We start from the raw sequence: 14,653 nt of genomic DNA on the forward strand, positions 1-14,653 counted from the left end.
AAGCTGTGGCCGGTCCCGAAATCAGGCGACAGGGTGGGTGTTCCCCCTGATCGCCACCACACTCAGCAACTGCCCTTCAAACAGACAAAATTGCGCGTCCAGCTCGCGCCCGTGTTGCCACTCTGGCGACAGGTCGGTGAGCAAGCGCAGGCGTACCTGGCCTTCGGGTGACCAACTCAGTACTTCAGCGTGTTCAAAGTAGAAGCGTTTTTGCACCAGCGGGAACAGTGCCTTGAACAGGCTTTCCTTGACCGAAAACGTCAGTGTGACCAGTAGGGCGATCTGCTCGGCAGGCCCGGCGGCCATCCGCACAAGTTCGTCCGGGGTGAGGATTTCCTTGGCCAGACGCTGGGCACGCTCGGTACTGAGCAGTTTTTCCAGATCTATGCCCAAGCCTTGCCAGTCACGTTTAAGAGCGACGATAGCCGCCGCGCGGCCGTTACTGTGGGTAATGGCGCCAGTGATATGTGTTGGCCAGACGGGGGCTCGGTCTTCGCCAATGCTCGGAGTGGCGCGGGTGTCGTCCAATTGCAGCAGGGCTGCGCGGGCGCAGAGTCGCCCGGCCAGAAATTCGGCTTGGCGTTTGGCCACCGAGCGTTGAATACTCGCAGGCATTTCAATGGCGCTACGGGCAAAGTCGCCAGTTGCGAGTTGTGAAGGATTGAAGTCGGTGCTCAGCCATACGCTGGCGGGCAGTGCCTGAGGCAATGGCCAGTCAGCGCGCAGCGGCGTGCAGCAGGCAGGCAGGGCGGGAAGTCGGTTCATGCCGAGCATTGTGCCGGGGCTTGGTCCGGCTGTGCAATTGTTCAGAGTATGTTCAGGGCGTACGACTTACTGTGTAGCTAGGCTATAGAGGACACACGTCCTTCGTGACGCGGATTGGCTTGGGAGAGCGCGATGAAATTGCTGGTGGTTGAAGATGAGGCGTTGCTGCGCCATCACTTGCAAACCCGTCTGACAGAAAGCGGTCATGTGGTCGAGTCGGTAGCCAATGCCGAAGAGGCGTTGTACCAGACCGAGCAGTTCAATCATGACTTGGCGATGATTGATTTGGGCTTGCCGGGGCTCGGTGGCCTGGAACTGATTCGACAGCTGCGCGCCCGGGGCAAGACGTTTCCGATCCTGATTCTCACGGCACGGGGCAACTGGCAGGACAAGGTCGAAGGGCTGGCTGCGGGGGCTGACGATTACGTGGTCAAACCGTTTCAGTTTGAAGAGCTTGAAGCGCGTCTCAATGCGTTGCTGCGCCGCTCCAGTGGCTTTACCCAGTCAACCATCGTGGCGGGTGCACTGGTGCTGGACATCAACCGCAAGCAAGCAGTGCTCGATGGTGAGCCGCTGGCGTTGACTGCTTATGAATACCGGATTCTTGAATACCTGATGCGCCATCACCAGCAAGTGGTGGCCAAGGACCGACTGATGGAACAGCTGTACCCGGATGACGAGGAACGTGATCCGAATGTGATCGAGGTGCTGGTCGGGCGCCTGCGACGCAAGCTTGAGGGGGCAAACGGCTTTAAGCCAATCGATACGGTTCGCGGTCTGGGGTATCTGTTTACTGAGCGCTGCCGATGATTCGTTCGCTTCGCGTTCGATTGATGCTGGCGGCAACCTTGTTGGCCGTGTTGTTTATGCTGGCGTTGCTGCCAGCGATGCAGGGAGCGTTCAGTTTGGCGCTCAAGGACGCTATTGAGCAACGTTTGGCGTCAGATGTAACCACGCTGATTTCAGCGGCAAAGATGGAGAAAAATCGCCTTAAAATGCCGGAGCTGTTGCCGGATGAGCAATTCGACCTGCCGGACAGCCGCGTGCTTGGCTACATCTATGACCGCGAGGGGCACCTGGTGTGGCGCTCGCGGGCGACGCAAGAAGAAACCATCAACTACAGGCCGCGCTATGACGGGCGCGGCAACGAGTTTGCGAGTATTCGCGAAGACAATGGCGAAGAGTTTTTTGTCTACGATGTAGAGGTCAAGTTGCTAGGCGGCAAGAGTGCCGCCTTCAGCTTTGTTGCCTTGCAACCGATGCGCGAATACAACCTGACACTGGCAGGCTTGCGCGAAAATCTTTACCTGGGCTTCGGCGCCGCTTTGGTTGTGCTGCTGGCATTGCTATGGATTGGTCTGACGTGGGGGTTACGTGCCTTGCGACGTTTGAGTCAGGAACTGGATGAAATCGAGACTGGCAAGCGCGAGAGTCTCAGCGAGCAGCACCCTCGGGAGTTGTTGCGTCTGACCGGCTCGCTGAACCGTTTGCTGCAAAGCGAACGCGAGCAGCGTACGCGTTATCGCGATTCGCTCGACGACCTGGCCCATAGCCTGAAAACGCCCTTGGCTGTATTGCAGGGGGTGAGTGAAAGCATGGCTCAGCGCCCGGCAGAGCGTGATCAGGCCTGGGTACTGCAAAGCCAGATCGAGCGCATGAATCAGCAAATTGGCTATCAGTTGCAACGGGCCAGCTTGCGTAAAAGCGGTCTGGTACGTCATCAGGTCGAGCTGCTGCCGGTGGTGCAAAGCCTGTGCAACACGCTGGACAAGGTGTACCGCGACAAGCGGGTCAAGATCAGTTTTGACATTCCGGAGCTGAGCCATGTACCAATCGAGCAGAATGCCTTGCTGGAACTGTTGGGTAACCTGCTGGAGAACGCCTACAGGCTGTGTCTGAGCCAGGTACGCATCAGCTTTCACCGTAATATTCACGGGATTGAGGTGTGCGTGGAAGACGATGGCCCGGGTGTGCCGCCGGATCAGCGCGCGCGGATCCTGCAACGCGGCGAACGCCTGGATCGTCAGCATCCGGGGCAGGGCATTGGTCTGGCAGTGGTCAAGGACATCATTGAAAGCTATGACGCCACCTTGACCCTGAATGATTCGTCGTTGGGCGGGGCGGCGTTCCGGATTCATTTTCCGGCGGTGGTCCTGTAGCAGCTGCCGAAGGAACGAGGCTGCGTTCGATTGCGAAGCAATCGTAAAATCTGTGTCCGCGGTTTAACTGAAAGACCGTGATCTCTGGTTTTACGACGGCTTCGCCGCCGAACGCAGCCTCGCTGCGCTCCTCAGCGGCTACAGAGATACTTCAAGCCTGCTCGCGAGGCGGATATCCGCCATCTAACCTGCCCCCACGACCTGAATGGGCGGAATCCCGCCAAATGCTGTCCTACAAAATCAGTCTGTAATTTCCTACAAGATCAGGCGCTATAGGCCATTGAGGGGTTTTTGCCCAATGTGGCCCACGGCTTGCAATAAGTGCGAGAGGTCTGCCGTAAGAGCAGCTCCAAAAACAAATCCCTCCAAGTACAGGAGGGTTCGCGCTTTAGGTATCACCAGTCTCAGACGGAATGATGATTGAGTGACGCACTTGAGGAACTTAGCAATGACGACTCGTCAGCCACTGTACAAATCACTGTATTTTCAAGTAATCGTAGCTATTGCGATCGGCATCTTGCTGGGCCATTTCTACCCGCAAACCGGTGTTGCACTTAAACCGCTGGGTGATGGTTTCATCAAACTGATCAAGATGGTCATCGCACCCATTATTTTCTGTACGGTGGTAAGCGGTATTGCCGGTATGCAGAGCATGAAATCGGTCGGCAAGACCGGCGGTTATGCGTTGCTTTACTTCGAAGTCGTGTCGACCATTGCCCTGTTGATCGGGTTGATTGTAGTTAACGTGGTTCAGCCGGGCGCTGGCATGCACATTGATGTGTCCACGCTGGACGCAAGCAAAATTGCTGGCTACGTGACAGCTGGTGCGGACCAGAGCATCGTTGGCTTTATCCTCAACGTGATCCCGTCGACCATTGTTGGCGCCTTTGCCAACGGTGACATCCTGCAAGTGCTGATGTTCTCGGTAATCTTCGGTTTCGCCCTGCATCGCCTGGGTGCTTACGGCAAACCGGTACTGGACTTCATCGACCGCTTCGCCCATGTGATGTTCAACATCATCAACATGATCATGAAGCTGGCGCCACTCGGTGCGCTGGGTGCGATGGCTTTCACCATCGGCGCTTACGGCGTAGGTTCGCTGGTGCAGCTGGGCCAGTTGATGATCTGCTTCTACATCACTTGCGTGCTGTTCGTGCTGATCGTGCTGGGCGGTATTGCCCGCGCTCACGGTTTCAGCGTTCTGAAGCTGATCCGCTACATCCGTGAAGAGCTGTTGATCGTACTGGGCACGTCTTCGTCGGAATCAGCCCTGCCACGCATGCTGGTGAAAATGGAGCGCCTGGGCGCGAAGAAGTCGGTAGTAGGTCTGGTGATCCCGACCGGCTATTCGTTCAACCTCGACGGTACTTCGATCTACCTGACCATGGCGGCCGTGTTTATCGCTCAAGCGACTGACACCCACATGGATATCACGCACCAGATCACTCTGCTGCTGGTGTTGTTGCTGTCGTCCAAAGGCGCTGCAGGCGTGACCGGTAGCGGCTTTATCGTGCTGGCTGCAACCCTGTCGGCTGTAGGCCACTTGCCGGTGGCAGGCCTGGCGCTGATTCTGGGTATCGACCGCTTCATGTCTGAAGCCCGCGCGCTGACCAACCTGATCGGTAACGCTGTGGCAACTCTGGTTGTGGCCAAGTGGGTTAATGAGCTGGACTCCGACACGCTGCAAACAGAGCTGAACTCCGGCGGTCGCCCGCTGGAAGATACTCGCCCGCAAGATGACCTGGGTGTGGCCGAAGGCCCGGCCCCGGTGTTGTTGAAGTAAGTTTGAGCGCATAAAAAACCCGTCTTCGGACGGGTTTTTTTATGCCTGCTTATTCGACTCGGGTTTGGCCGCTGAACACCAAGGTCTGGCGGCAGCGTCGGCACAGATAGCCGCGGCCTTGCCTGACCAGTGCGTGACGCTGGGCCGAAAACGCGAAGTCGCTGTCCGGGCAGGGGCAACGGTAGATATAGCGCGTGGCGCTGCGCCGTTTGATTGCGTAGGTATGACAGCGATTGGGGGGCAGTTCGTACACCCCGCGCATGATCAATTGCCATTCTTCGCCGTGGGGTGCGATGCGCTCGCCAAACAGTTGATGGGCAATCAGGTGCGCCACTTCGTGGGGGACGGTTTGCTTGAGGAAATCTTCACTGTTTTCGCGGTACAGCTGCGGATTGAAGCGCAGCAGGTTTTCGTGCAGATGGGCGACACCGGCTTTTTGCCCGCGCAGCTTGAAGCTGACGACGGGGCGTTTGAAGGGGCGTTTGAAAAACACTTCAGCCTGTTGGAAACAGTCTTCGACGCGGGTATTGAGTGACTCGGGCATTCGATTCGGTTCTCCAGAGCAGGCGATTATGCCGCAAGCCGTGGTGGTTCCGAAGTATTGAGGTGCCGAATGGTCATGACGCAAAACCTGTAGCCGCTGCCGCAGGCTGCGATAAGGGTCGAAGGACCTTCAAAAATCAGGTCCGCTGCGCGACCCATCGCAGCCTGCGGCAGCGGCTACAGGTAGTGTCTGCTAATTGGTATACACCGGCCCTACGCCCAGCCCCCAGACAATCACGGTAAACGCCATGATTGCCACCAGTACCACCAGACCTACTGCCAGCACCGAACTTGAAAACAGAAAGCCTTCATCCGGATCGATGCTCATAAAGGTCGGCAAGCCGACATACAGCAAATACACCGTGTAGCAAATGGCTGCGGTGCCTACCACCATACCCAGCCACATATGCGGATACAGCGCCGCCAGCCCGCCAATAAACAGCGGTGTAGCGGTATAGGTGGCAAAGGCCACGCAACGCTGAAGGCTGGGTTGGGCATCGTAAGTACGGGCCATCCAGTGGACAAACGTGCCCATTACCGCGACGCCCGCAAGCATTGCGATGTATGACATCAGGGTCATCCACAAAGCGCTGTCGAGGGTCAGCATCACCGGTGCGCGATTACCGATGACCCAGCCCACCTGGGTCGTGCCAATAAACGCAGAAATGGCCGGAATCGCAGCCAGGATCAGCGTGTGAGTGAAGTACATATGGCCGATGCTTTCTTCTGCATCAGAACGGATCTCGCGCCACTCTTGATCGGGGTGGGTGAAAAGGCCCACTACGTGATGGATCATGGCTGTCGCTCCTGTATGAGACGCATCGCCCCCAGTGGGACGCGTGCCGGTCGCGCAGCCAGAACGTATGAACAACCAGGCAGGCATGCGGCCTTAAACGCAAGTATAGGAAACCTGTCAGACAATAGAACCGGCCCTTTAGAGCATATTGTGCTGTCAGATACGGGCTTATCGCATTGGCGTCTTTAGGCGGCAAAGGGTTCGTTGGTTGCGTTTTTTTCGGTAAAATCTGCGGCTTTTGGTCTTAACTCGCGGAATTGAAGCGCTATGGGCACTCTTTCGGTCTCTCAAAACAAACTCCAGAAACGCCTGCGTCGATTGACCGGTGAGGCTGTGGCCGACTTCAAGATGATTGAGCACGGTGACAGGGTGATGGTGTGCCTGTCGGGCGGCAAGGACAGCTACACGCTGCTCGATGTGCTGCTGCACCTGCAAAAGGTCGCGCCGATCCAGTTCGAGATCATTGCCGTGAACATGGACCAAAAGCAGCCGGGCTTCCCCGAGGATGTGCTGCCGGCCTACCTCAAGTCGCTGGGCGTGGAATATCACATTGTTGAAAAGGACACCTACTCGGTGGTCAAGGAACTGATCCCCGAGGGCAAGACCACCTGCTCGCTGTGCTCGCGCTTGCGTCGTGGCACCTTGTACACCTTTGCCGATAAAATCGGCGCGACCAAGATGGCCTTGGGTCATCACCGCGATGACATCATTGAAACCTTTTTCCTTAACATGTTCTTCAACGGCACCCTCAAGGCAATGCCGCCCAAGCTGCGTTCCGATGACGGGCGCAATGTGGTGATCCGTCCGCTGGCGTACTGCAACGAGATGGACATTCAGGCCTACTCCGACTGGCAGCAGTTCCCGATCATTCCTTGTAACTTGTGCGGTTCGCAGGAAAACCTGCAGCGCCAGGTGGTCAAGGACATGCTCAAAGAGTGGGACCGCAAGACGCCGGGCCGCACCGAGAGTATCTTTCGCAGCTTGCAAAATGTGATGCCGTCGCAGTTGGCGGACCGTAACCTGTTTGATTTCGCGAGCCTGAAGATCGACGAAACCGCCGCGTCGCGATTCGTCAATCTGCTCAACCTGTAAATTGCCGAGAGGAGAGGGCATGCGCGACTACAAATGGCTGCACGAATACTGTTTGAATCGCTTTGGTTCGTCAGCCGCATTGGAAGCCCAGTTACCCGTCCCGAAAACTGCGGAGCAATTGCGCCATATCAGCGATGATCGCTACCTGTCGACCCTGGCCCTGCGCGTTTTTCGAGCCGGGCTCAAGCACAGTGTGGTCGATGCCAAGTGGCCAGTGTTTGAAGAGGTGTTCTTTGGCTTTGATCCTGAAAAAGTGGTGCTGATGGGGGCCGAGCATCTGGAGCGGTTGATGCAGGATGCGCGGATCATTCGCCACCTGGGCAAGCTCAAGAGCGTGCCGCGCAATGCGCAGATGGTGCTCGACATTACCCATGAGCACGGCAGCTTTGGTGCGTTTATCGCGGATTGGCCGGTGACCGATATCGTGGGGTTGTGGAAGTACCTGGCCAAACATGGACATCAGTTGGGCGGTTTGTCGGCGCCGCGCTTTTTGCGCATGGTCGGCAAGGACACCTTTGTGCCCAGCTATGACGTGGTGGCCGCGTTGAGCGCGCAGAAGCTGGTGGACAAGGCACCTACCAGCCTGCGGGACCTGGCGATCGTGCAGAACGCGTTCAACCAGTGGCACGCAGAAAGTGGCCGGCCGATGTGCCAGTTGTCACAGATGCTGGCGCTTACGGTGAATCACTAACACCGCAAATCCCTGCGGCAGCGGCTACAAGGGAGGTTACGCGCCTTCGCCTTTCAGGCGCCGATCCAGCTGGTAACGCCAGCGCACAAACAGCATCGCACTGACAAACACTGCCACGCTGGCGGCGATTTCCAGGATGCCGAACACTTGGCGGTTCGGGTCGAACGCGGCCAGCGCCCCCTTGATCAGGTACAGGTTGACCACGTAGCAGGTGAACGAGTGCCCGCGTGCACTGCCTTTGAGCATGCCCGGCACCAGCAGCATCAGCGGCACCAGTTCAATCAGCAGAATGACCCACGGGCGTGCGCCATGCAGGTCGGCAAACACCAGGTAGTAAGCGCATAACAGGCCGATCAGACCAAAGAAGCACACCAGGCTCAACACCCGCATCAGCCGTACCCGTGGCTCCAGCCACTCGATGGACGGCAGCACTTTTGGCTTTTTAGCCACGGTTGTTCTCCAGTTTCAGGGCGATAGTGGCCAAACGCTGACCCAAAGCCCGGCACAGGGTCACTTCGTGTTCGTCCAGCCCGCGTTTGCCATCGGCGCCCGCATGATGGCTCGGTCCATAAGGCGTACCGCCCGCCGTGGTGTGCAGCAAGGACGTCTCGCTGTAGGGCAGGCCGGTGACCAGCATGCCGTGGTGCATCAACGGCAGGAGCATCGACAGCAGGGTACTTTCCTGGCCGCCGTGCAGGCTGGCGGTGGAGGTGAACACGCCAGCCGGTTTGCCGACCAGCGAGCCCGTTAGCCAGAGCGTGCTGGTGCCATCCAGAAAGTATTTAAGTGGCGCGGCCATATTGCCGAAGCGTGTCGGGCTGCCCAAGGCCAGTCCCGAACAGTTTTTCAAGTCGTCGAGGCTGGCGTACATGGCGCCTTGATCCGGAATGGCGGGGGCCACGGCTTCGCATTCGGTGGAGATGGCGGGCACGGTACGCAGGCGCGCCTCAAGGCCGCCTTGCTCGATGCCACGGGCAATTTGCCGGGCCATCTCACTGGTCGAGCCGTTGCGGCTGTAATACAGAACCAGAATGTAAGGCGCGCTCACGGCAGGATCTCCAGGACTTTTTCCGGTGGGCGGCCAATCACGGCCTTGTCGCCTACGACCAGGATCGGCCGCTCGATCAGCTTGGGGTGCGCAGCCATTGCGTCGATCAGCTGTGCTTCGCTAAGGCTGGTATCCGCCAGGTTGAGGGCTTTGTACTCGTCTTCACCCGTGCGCAGCAATTGCCGTGCGCTGATAGTTAGCTTGGCCAGCAGCTCGCGCAGTTGCGCGGCGTCCAGGGGCGTTTCGAGGTAGCGCACCACCGTGGGGGTCAGGCCTCGGGCTTCGAGCAGTTCAAGCGCACCGCGCGATTTCGAGCAGCGCGGGTTGTGATAAAGCGTCAGATCGGTCATGTGCGGGTCGCATCTTGCGTAAGGTGGCGGCTATTCTACCCGCCTGACGGGCGCGCCTGAACCGTATGCGGTAAATGGCCGCTCGCTGATGGCTTTTTGTATGTATTCATCGAGAAGGATCAACACATGTTAAAGCGACTCATGGCAGTAGCTGCCGTCACTGCCACGTTATTGTTGGCTGGCTGCGGAAATGATTATGGGGTCGATCAACACGGACAGAAGATCGCCTCCGAGCGTCTGGATAAACAATGGAAGGTCATCAACTACTGGGCGGAGTGGTGCGGGCCGTGCCGCATAGAAATCCCTGAGCTCAACGCGTTGGAAAAACAGCTCCAAGGGCAGTCGGTTGGGGTGTTCGGGGTTAATTTCGATGGTTTGCAGGGCAAGGAACTGAGTGACGCGAGCAGTGCGCTGGGTATCACCTTTACCGTGCTGGCGCAGGATCCGGCTGAAGTGTTCGATCTGCCGCGCAGCGAAGCATTGCCGGTGACTTACATCATTGATGACAAGGGCAAGGTACGTGCGACCTTGATGGGTGAGCAGACGGCGGCCGGGGTGTTGGCCAAGATCAAGGAATTGAAGGGGGTTTGAGTGATGCCATCGCGGGCAAGCCCGCTCCCACAGCGTTCTGCGCTAATCATGTGGGAGCGGGCTTGCCCGCGATTCAGGCGCCGCGGTGTATCAGCCTTCTTCTGGCCACAGCCGTAGCGGCTTGCCTTCAGTTGGCCAGAAACGCACCTGCTCAACCGGCGAGATGTCCCAGCGTTGTACGGTCTGCAGTGCTTCGAAAAACCGATGCTCCTGCTCCATCAGCGCCGGGGCGCAGGCTTTGCGGGTGCTGCCCACGCCACCAAAGGTCAGCTTGTCGCCGTCCAGGGTGTAAGGCGCGAACCAGTGATTGCAACCACCACTGCCATAGGCCCGGCCAGCATTGTCCAGGGTCACGGTCAGGTGGCTGCTGTCGATCAACGGACGTTCGCCGATCCACTCCAGGACGTAGGTTTGGTTCTGCTGCAACTTCACCGGATCACCTGCACAGCCCGCCAGGCTTGCGCCTAGCACAGCCAGCAGGATCAGGCGTTTCATGGCGCGGCCTTTTGGCATTGCGGGCACACGTGCTTGCTGCCTTCAGTGCTCCAGCCCAATTCGGCAATACGCGCCGAGGCTGCCGGTTTTTGCACCTTGGTACCCAGTTTTGCGTCGACCGCAAACTCGAACTTCAACTCTTTGGCGCACGTGTCACAGTTGACCTGCCACTCGTGAATCGCCAACTCGCCGAAAACCGGACCTTTGGTCACGGCAACCCACTGGCCACGCGGGTTGATCAGGTGGCGGACCTTGTCGACGCTCAGGCGCATGGACAGGGTCTTGCTGCCTTTGAGGGTGACAATCAGCACGTCACCGGCTTGAATCGAACCACCGTTGCCGGTGACTTGATACAGGCCTGGCGCCAGAGCGCGGCATTCAATCAGGGTGTGCTGCGGGTTAAGCAGGCTGTAGCGAAAATCGTGTTCGACCATGGGTCCTCCAAGTAAGCCGCTATGCTAGCACGCAGATATCAAAGTCCAGGATCAACCTTCGATCAGGTTTTGCGCCGTACCGTTTTTCCAGGCCGCGATATTGCTCAGAGTAGTGGTGGCAATCGCACTCAGCGCTTCACGGGTCAGAAATGCCTGATGGGCGGTGATGATCACATTGGGGAAGGTCAGCAGCCGCGCCAGCACATCATCCTGCAAGGGCAGATCGGAGCGGTCTTCGAAGAACAGCTGCGCTTCTTCCTCGTATACATCCAGCCCCAAATAGCCCAATTGGCCGCTTTTCAGCGCTTCGATCAGCGCTGGAGTGTCGACCAGTGCGCCACGTCCGGTGTTGATCAGCATGGCGCCGTGTTTGAGGGTGGCGAGGCTGGTGGCGTTGATCAGGTGCTTGTTGTCTGCGGTCAACGGGCAGTGCAGGGAGATGATGTGCGACTCGGCCAGCAACTCGGGCAGGCTTACGTATCGAGCGCCCAGAGCCAGCAGTTCGGCGTTTGGGTATGGATCAAAGCACAGCAGCTTGCAGCCGAAACCGGCCATGATTTTGCCAAAAGTGGCGCCGATCTGACCGGTGCCGACCACGCCCACGGTTTTGCCCACCAGATCAAAGCCGGTCAGCCCGTGGAGGGTGAAATCGCCTTCGCGAGTGCGGTTGTAGGCACGGTGCAGGCGTCGGTTAAGCGCAAGAATCAAAGCCACGGCATGTTCTGCGACGGCGTGCGGGGAGTATGCAGGCACGCGCACCACGCTCAAACCCAGGCGTTTGGCCGCTGGCAGATCAACATGGTTGTAGCCGGCCGAGCGCAGGGCAATCAGTCGTGTGCGGCCTGCGGCCAGTTGCTCCAGTACTGGAGCGCTCAGGTCGTCATTGATAAATGGGCAGACCACTTCGTAATCATGGGCCAGCGCCGCGGTGTCTAAGGTCAGGCGCGCCGGCTGGAAGTGCAGCTCGTTACCGTCAGGTTGTTCGGCGGCGGCGAAGCTGTCGCAGTCGTAGGTCTGGCTGCTGAAAAGGATTGTGCGCATGGGGTCTTCCTTGGTGGGTGTACACAGACCGTCTGTGAGAGCGGGCATGTGTTTGTTTTATGCGCTACTGCGCGCTTCCTTGGCCAGGCGGATGATGGCCACGTCCAGTTCTTCAAGGGCCGCGCTGGCGTTAGGGCTTGCCTGTTTGAGCAGGGTTTCACTGCGCTGGCAGGCCGCCCGCAATTGCGGGACGCCGCAGTAGCGCGTGGCGCCGTGCAACCGGTGCACGCGCTCAATCAGCGCGTTGTTATCTTTTGCGTTGCGCGCCTGCTGGATGGCGTCGCGGTCAGCTTCCAGCGAGGCCAGCAGCATGGCGAGCATATCGATGGCCAAATCCGGCTTGCCAGCGGCCAGGCGCAAGCCTTCTTCGTGATCGAGCACAGGCAATTGCGCGTTGTTGCGGACCGGTTCGTGGTGGTTTTCGCTGACTTGATTGCGCAAGGCCAACCCGGTCCACTTCAACACCACTTGGGCCAGTTGACGTTCGCTGATCGGCTTGGTCAGGTAATCGTCCATACCGCTTTGCAGCAGGGCACGTTTTTCGTTGGCCATGGCGTGGGCCGTCAGCGCGACCACCGGCAGCGGTGTGCACTGGCGCTCGCTTTCCCACTGGCGCAGGACTTCGGTGGTTTCGCGCCCGTCCATGCCGGGCATTTGTACGTCCATCAGTACCAGGTCGAAGTCTTGCGTCTTGACCGCTTCAATTGCGCAGTAGCCACTGTCTGCGGCGGTTACTTTGGCGCCCATGCCTTCAAGCAGGGTTTGTACCAGCAGCAGGTTGGCCGGGTTGTCATCGACACACAAGATTCGCGGGGCGCGGCTGGCCAGTGGTTCACCGGGTTCGGCCCGGGCTTGTCGGGGGCTGACCAGATCGGCCAGGGCCCGGCGCAATTTGCGCGTGCAGGCGGGCTTGGCTTGAAGCTGGCCGTGGGGGGCGGTGACTACGGTGTTAAACAACCCCTGCTCGGTGGTCGGGCACAGCACCAGTACCTTGCAGCCCATGTGTTCAAGGTCCCAAATGTGCTGGTTGAGACGCTCGGGCGGCGTGTCATTGGCCGTGACGCCGATCACCGCCAGGTCTATCGCCAGGGAGGTCTGATGGGCGCCAGTCACGCAGTTGGTGAGGTTTTCGAGGGTGGTGCAGGGCGTGACTTCCAGCCCGCAGTCTTCCAGTTGGTGGTGCAGGGCCTGGCGGGCCAGATCGTGTTTTTCCAGAATTGCTACACGGCGGCCCAGCAATGGCGCGCAGGGCAGGTCCTCGACATCATCGCGGGCTTTGGGCAGTCGCACGCTGATCCAGAACACCGAACCTTCACCGGGCGTGCTTTCTACGCCGATTTCACCGCCCATCTGTTCCACCAGCCGCTTGGAAATCACCAGCCCCAGCCCGGTCCCGCCGGGTTGGCGCGACAGTGAGTTGTCAGCCTGGCTGAAGGCCTGGAACAGTGCCCGGATGTCCTGGGCTGTGAGGCCGATGCCGGTGTCCTGCACGCTGATGCGCAGTTGCACGCTGCCATCGGTTTCGTTTTCGTCCTGGTCTTCAAGCATGGCGCGCACAGCGATGGTGCCTTCGCGGGTGAACTTGATGGCGTTGTTGACCAGGTTGGTGAGGATTTGCCTGAGCCGCAACGGGTCGCCGATCAGCGACAGAGGCGTGTCGCGATAGACCAGGCTGACCAGTTCCAGCCCTTTGTCGTGGGCCGAGGGTGCGAGGATGGTCAGGGTGTCTTGCAACAGGTCACGCAGGTTGAACGGGATCGTGTCGAGCACCAGCTTGCCGGCCTCGATTTTCGAAAAATCGAGAATCTCGTTGATGATTCCGAGCAGGTTATCGGCCGATTTTTCAATGGTGTTCAAGTAGTCGAACTGGCGCGGGGTCAGTTCGCTTTTTTGCAATAAATGGGTAAAGCCAAGGATGCCATTGAGCGGGGTGCGGATTTCGTGGCTCATATTAGCCAGAAACTCGGACTTTATACGGCTGGCTTCAAGGGCCTCCTTGCGCGCCAGGTCGAGCTCCAGGTTTTGGATTTCAATGGTCTCAAGGTTTTGCCGTACATCTTCGGTGGCCTGATCGACGCTGTGTTGCAGTTCTTCCTGGGCATTGTGCAGGGTTTCGGCCATGCGGTTGATCCCCGACGCCAACTCGTCCAGCTCGTGACTGCCCAGTGGTGGCAAACGGGTTTCAAGGTGGCCGTCCTTGAGCTGCGCCACGGCCTGTTTGATTTGGCCCAGAGGTGCATTGATGGTGCGGCTCATGCGCAGTGCCAGCAGGGTGGTCAGCACCAGTCCGGTAACAATCAGCAGCAAGCTGGCGAACAGGTTGCGATAGCTGCGCAGCAACATGCCGTTGTGGGACAGCTCCAGCTCGACCCATCCCAGCAAGCGGTGCGCTTCGTTGGGGATCACATCGCCGGCCAGGTTGCGATGGCGGCCAAATACCGGCAGTAGATAGCGCGTGGCATCGTAGTCGGTACGCTGTTGCAGATGCGTGCTGCTGCCCAGCGGTGCCTGATTGAGCATGATCGGCCCGGCATGGGCGAGCGGCTCGTGGTTGGCATTGAGGAACGCTACGGCCCGAACGTCCTGCTGCTCGAGGGATTCGGTGGCGATACGGGCCAGCAATGCGGTGTCATGGCGACCCATGGCCGGAGCCACCAGCGGGGCGAGTTGCTCGGCAATCATTTCGCCGCGCTGCAGCAACTGGGATTGCAGTTCGGACTGTTGCAGCCAGGTGAAGTAGCCACCGAGTACGCTTGCCATCAAGCTGACGGGCAATAACGTAAGCAGCAATACGCGGCCTTTGATACCGAGGTTTTTAAGCACGCAACTCTCCAGCCCTGCATTTTTTAAGAGTGACCCGGGCAT

At 58.7% G+C, this 14,653-nt stretch carries 16 protein-coding genes; 6 read left to right on the top strand and 10 right to left on the bottom strand.

Annotated elements, in window-relative coordinates:
* Positions 1–21: 21 nt before the first annotated feature.
* Positions 22–765 (bottom strand): 4'-phosphopantetheinyl transferase family protein, encoded by a 744-nt coding sequence (locus U5A05_RS06095; protein ID WP_261741247.1) that lies wholly within the window; start codon positions 763–765, stop codon positions 22–24.
* 132 nt (positions 766–897) lie between these two features.
* On the opposite strand from U5A05_RS06095, the gene U5A05_RS06100 reads away from it, so the two are divergent.
* The 3 genes from U5A05_RS06100 to U5A05_RS06110 all read left to right on the top strand — a co-directional run bounded on the left by U5A05_RS06100 (position 898) and on the right by U5A05_RS06110 (position 4,707).
* Positions 898–1,575, top strand: coding sequence for a response regulator (locus tag U5A05_RS06100; protein ID WP_261741248.1), 678 nt, complete (start codon positions 898–900; stop codon positions 1,573–1,575).
* A complete protein-coding gene (locus U5A05_RS06105; protein ID WP_261741249.1) occupies positions 1,572–2,924 on the top strand; it encodes an ATP-binding protein in 1,353 nt (450 codons plus the stop codon). Before U5A05_RS06100 ends, U5A05_RS06105 begins: the two co-directional genes overlap by 4 nt.
* A gap of 448 nt (positions 2,925–3,372) precedes the next feature.
* Positions 3,373–4,707, top strand: a complete 1,335-nt coding sequence (locus tag U5A05_RS06110; protein WP_261741250.1) for a dicarboxylate/amino acid:cation symporter — start codon at positions 3,373–3,375, stop codon at positions 4,705–4,707.
* A gap of 49 nt (positions 4,708–4,756) precedes the next feature.
* Here the strand turns inward: U5A05_RS06110 and U5A05_RS06115 are convergent, their stop codons facing one another.
* Positions 4,757–5,251, bottom strand: a complete 495-nt coding sequence (locus U5A05_RS06115) for a SprT family zinc-dependent metalloprotease (RefSeq protein WP_261741251.1) — start codon at positions 5,249–5,251, stop codon at positions 4,757–4,759.
* 192 nt (positions 5,252–5,443) lie between these two features.
* Positions 5,444–6,046, bottom strand: coding sequence for a Yip1 family protein (locus U5A05_RS06120; protein WP_261741252.1), 603 nt, complete (start codon positions 6,044–6,046; stop codon positions 5,444–5,446).
* 267 nt (positions 6,047–6,313) lie between these two features.
* On the opposite strand from U5A05_RS06120, the gene ttcA reads away from it, so the two are divergent.
* On the top strand, positions 6,314–7,138 hold the full coding sequence (ttcA, locus tag U5A05_RS06125) for a tRNA 2-thiocytidine(32) synthetase TtcA (RefSeq protein ID WP_261741253.1): 825 nt from the start codon (positions 6,314–6,316) through the stop codon (positions 7,136–7,138).
* Positions 7,139–7,157: 19 nt separating this feature from the next.
* Positions 7,158–7,829, top strand: a complete 672-nt coding sequence (locus U5A05_RS06130) for a DNA-3-methyladenine glycosylase I (RefSeq protein WP_261741254.1) — start codon at positions 7,158–7,160, stop codon at positions 7,827–7,829.
* 36 nt (positions 7,830–7,865) lie between these two features.
* On the opposite strand, the gene U5A05_RS06135 is transcribed toward U5A05_RS06130, so the two are convergent.
* From U5A05_RS06135 to arsC, 3 genes are read right to left on the bottom strand one after another with little or no spacing between them, the layout of a single operon-like run.
* Positions 7,866–8,279 carry a DUF2069 domain-containing protein gene (locus tag U5A05_RS06135; protein ID WP_261741255.1) on the bottom strand — a complete coding sequence of 138 codons (414 nt, stop codon included), beginning with the start codon at positions 8,277–8,279 and terminating at the stop codon, positions 7,866–7,868.
* On the bottom strand, positions 8,272–8,877 hold the full coding sequence (wrbA, locus tag U5A05_RS06140) for an NAD(P)H:quinone oxidoreductase (protein WP_261741256.1): 606 nt from the start codon (positions 8,875–8,877) through the stop codon (positions 8,272–8,274). The genes U5A05_RS06135 and wrbA overlap by 8 nt, the downstream gene beginning before the upstream one ends.
* Complete coding sequence (gene arsC / locus U5A05_RS06145) at positions 8,874–9,227, bottom strand: arsenate reductase (glutaredoxin) (RefSeq protein WP_321835945.1); 354 nt, start codon at positions 9,225–9,227, stop codon at positions 8,874–8,876. Before arsC ends, wrbA begins: the two co-directional genes overlap by 4 nt.
* Before the next feature lie 126 nt (positions 9,228–9,353).
* On the opposite strand from arsC, the gene U5A05_RS06150 reads away from it, so the two are divergent.
* Positions 9,354–9,818, top strand: a complete 465-nt coding sequence (locus U5A05_RS06150; RefSeq protein WP_261741258.1) for a TlpA disulfide reductase family protein — start codon at positions 9,354–9,356, stop codon at positions 9,816–9,818.
* A gap of 90 nt (positions 9,819–9,908) precedes the next feature.
* Here U5A05_RS06150 and U5A05_RS06155 read toward each other — a convergent pair whose 3' ends face one another.
* From U5A05_RS06155 to U5A05_RS06170, 4 genes are read right to left on the bottom strand one after another with little or no spacing between them, the layout of a single operon-like run.
* Positions 9,909–10,313 carry an META domain-containing protein gene (locus U5A05_RS06155; RefSeq protein WP_261741259.1) on the bottom strand — a complete coding sequence of 135 codons (405 nt, stop codon included), beginning with the start codon at positions 10,311–10,313 and terminating at the stop codon, positions 9,909–9,911.
* Positions 10,310–10,747, bottom strand: coding sequence for a hypothetical protein (locus tag U5A05_RS06160; protein WP_321835946.1), 438 nt, complete (start codon positions 10,745–10,747; stop codon positions 10,310–10,312). Before U5A05_RS06160 ends, U5A05_RS06155 begins: the two co-directional genes overlap by 4 nt.
* 51 nt (positions 10,748–10,798) lie before the next feature.
* Positions 10,799–11,788 (bottom strand): 2-hydroxyacid dehydrogenase, encoded by a 990-nt coding sequence (locus U5A05_RS06165; protein ID WP_321835947.1) that lies wholly within the window; start codon positions 11,786–11,788, stop codon positions 10,799–10,801.
* A gap of 57 nt (positions 11,789–11,845) precedes the next feature.
* Positions 11,846–14,611 carry a response regulator gene (locus tag U5A05_RS06170; protein ID WP_261741262.1) on the bottom strand — a complete coding sequence of 922 codons (2,766 nt, stop codon included), beginning with the start codon at positions 14,609–14,611 and terminating at the stop codon, positions 11,846–11,848.
* Positions 14,612–14,653: the final 42 nt, after the last annotated feature.

Source organism: Pseudomonas kulmbachensis (genome assembly GCF_963681935.1).
Lineage (GTDB): Bacteria > Pseudomonadota > Gammaproteobacteria > Pseudomonadales > Pseudomonadaceae > Aquipseudomonas > Aquipseudomonas kulmbachensis.

Excerpts from the sequence above, each read along its gene's own strand:
- U5A05_RS06160 (WP_321835946.1), bottom strand. The coding sequence starts at position 10,747 with ATGGTCGAACACGATTTTCGCTACAGCCTGCTTAACCCGCAGCACACC.
- U5A05_RS06120 (WP_261741252.1), bottom strand. The coding sequence starts at position 6,046 with ATGATCCATCACGTAGTGGGCCTTTTCACCCACCCCGATCAAGAGTGG.
- U5A05_RS06165 (WP_321835947.1), bottom strand. The coding sequence starts at position 11,788 with ATGCGCACAATCCTTTTCAGCAGCCAGACCTACGACTGCGACAGCTTC.
- U5A05_RS06150 (WP_261741258.1), top strand. The coding sequence starts at position 9,354 with ATGTTAAAGCGACTCATGGCAGTAGCTGCCGTCACTGCCACGTTATTG.
- U5A05_RS06130 (WP_261741254.1), top strand. The coding sequence starts at position 7,158 with ATGCGCGACTACAAATGGCTGCACGAATACTGTTTGAATCGCTTTGGT.
- U5A05_RS06155 (WP_261741259.1), bottom strand. The coding sequence starts at position 10,313 with ATGAAACGCCTGATCCTGCTGGCTGTGCTAGGCGCAAGCCTGGCGGGC.
- U5A05_RS06110 (WP_261741250.1), top strand. The coding sequence starts at position 3,373 with ATGACGACTCGTCAGCCACTGTACAAATCACTGTATTTTCAAGTAATC.
- U5A05_RS06105 (WP_261741249.1), top strand. The coding sequence starts at position 1,572 with ATGATTCGTTCGCTTCGCGTTCGATTGATGCTGGCGGCAACCTTGTTG.
- U5A05_RS06100 (WP_261741248.1), top strand. The coding sequence starts at position 898 with ATGAAATTGCTGGTGGTTGAAGATGAGGCGTTGCTGCGCCATCACTTG.
- ttcA (WP_261741253.1), top strand. The coding sequence starts at position 6,314 with ATGGGCACTCTTTCGGTCTCTCAAAACAAACTCCAGAAACGCCTGCGT.
- arsC (WP_321835945.1), bottom strand. The coding sequence starts at position 9,227 with ATGACCGATCTGACGCTTTATCACAACCCGCGCTGCTCGAAATCGCGC.
- U5A05_RS06095 (WP_261741247.1), bottom strand. The coding sequence starts at position 765 with ATGAACCGACTTCCCGCCCTGCCTGCCTGCTGCACGCCGCTGCGCGCT.
- U5A05_RS06115 (WP_261741251.1), bottom strand. The coding sequence starts at position 5,251 with ATGCCCGAGTCACTCAATACCCGCGTCGAAGACTGTTTCCAACAGGCT.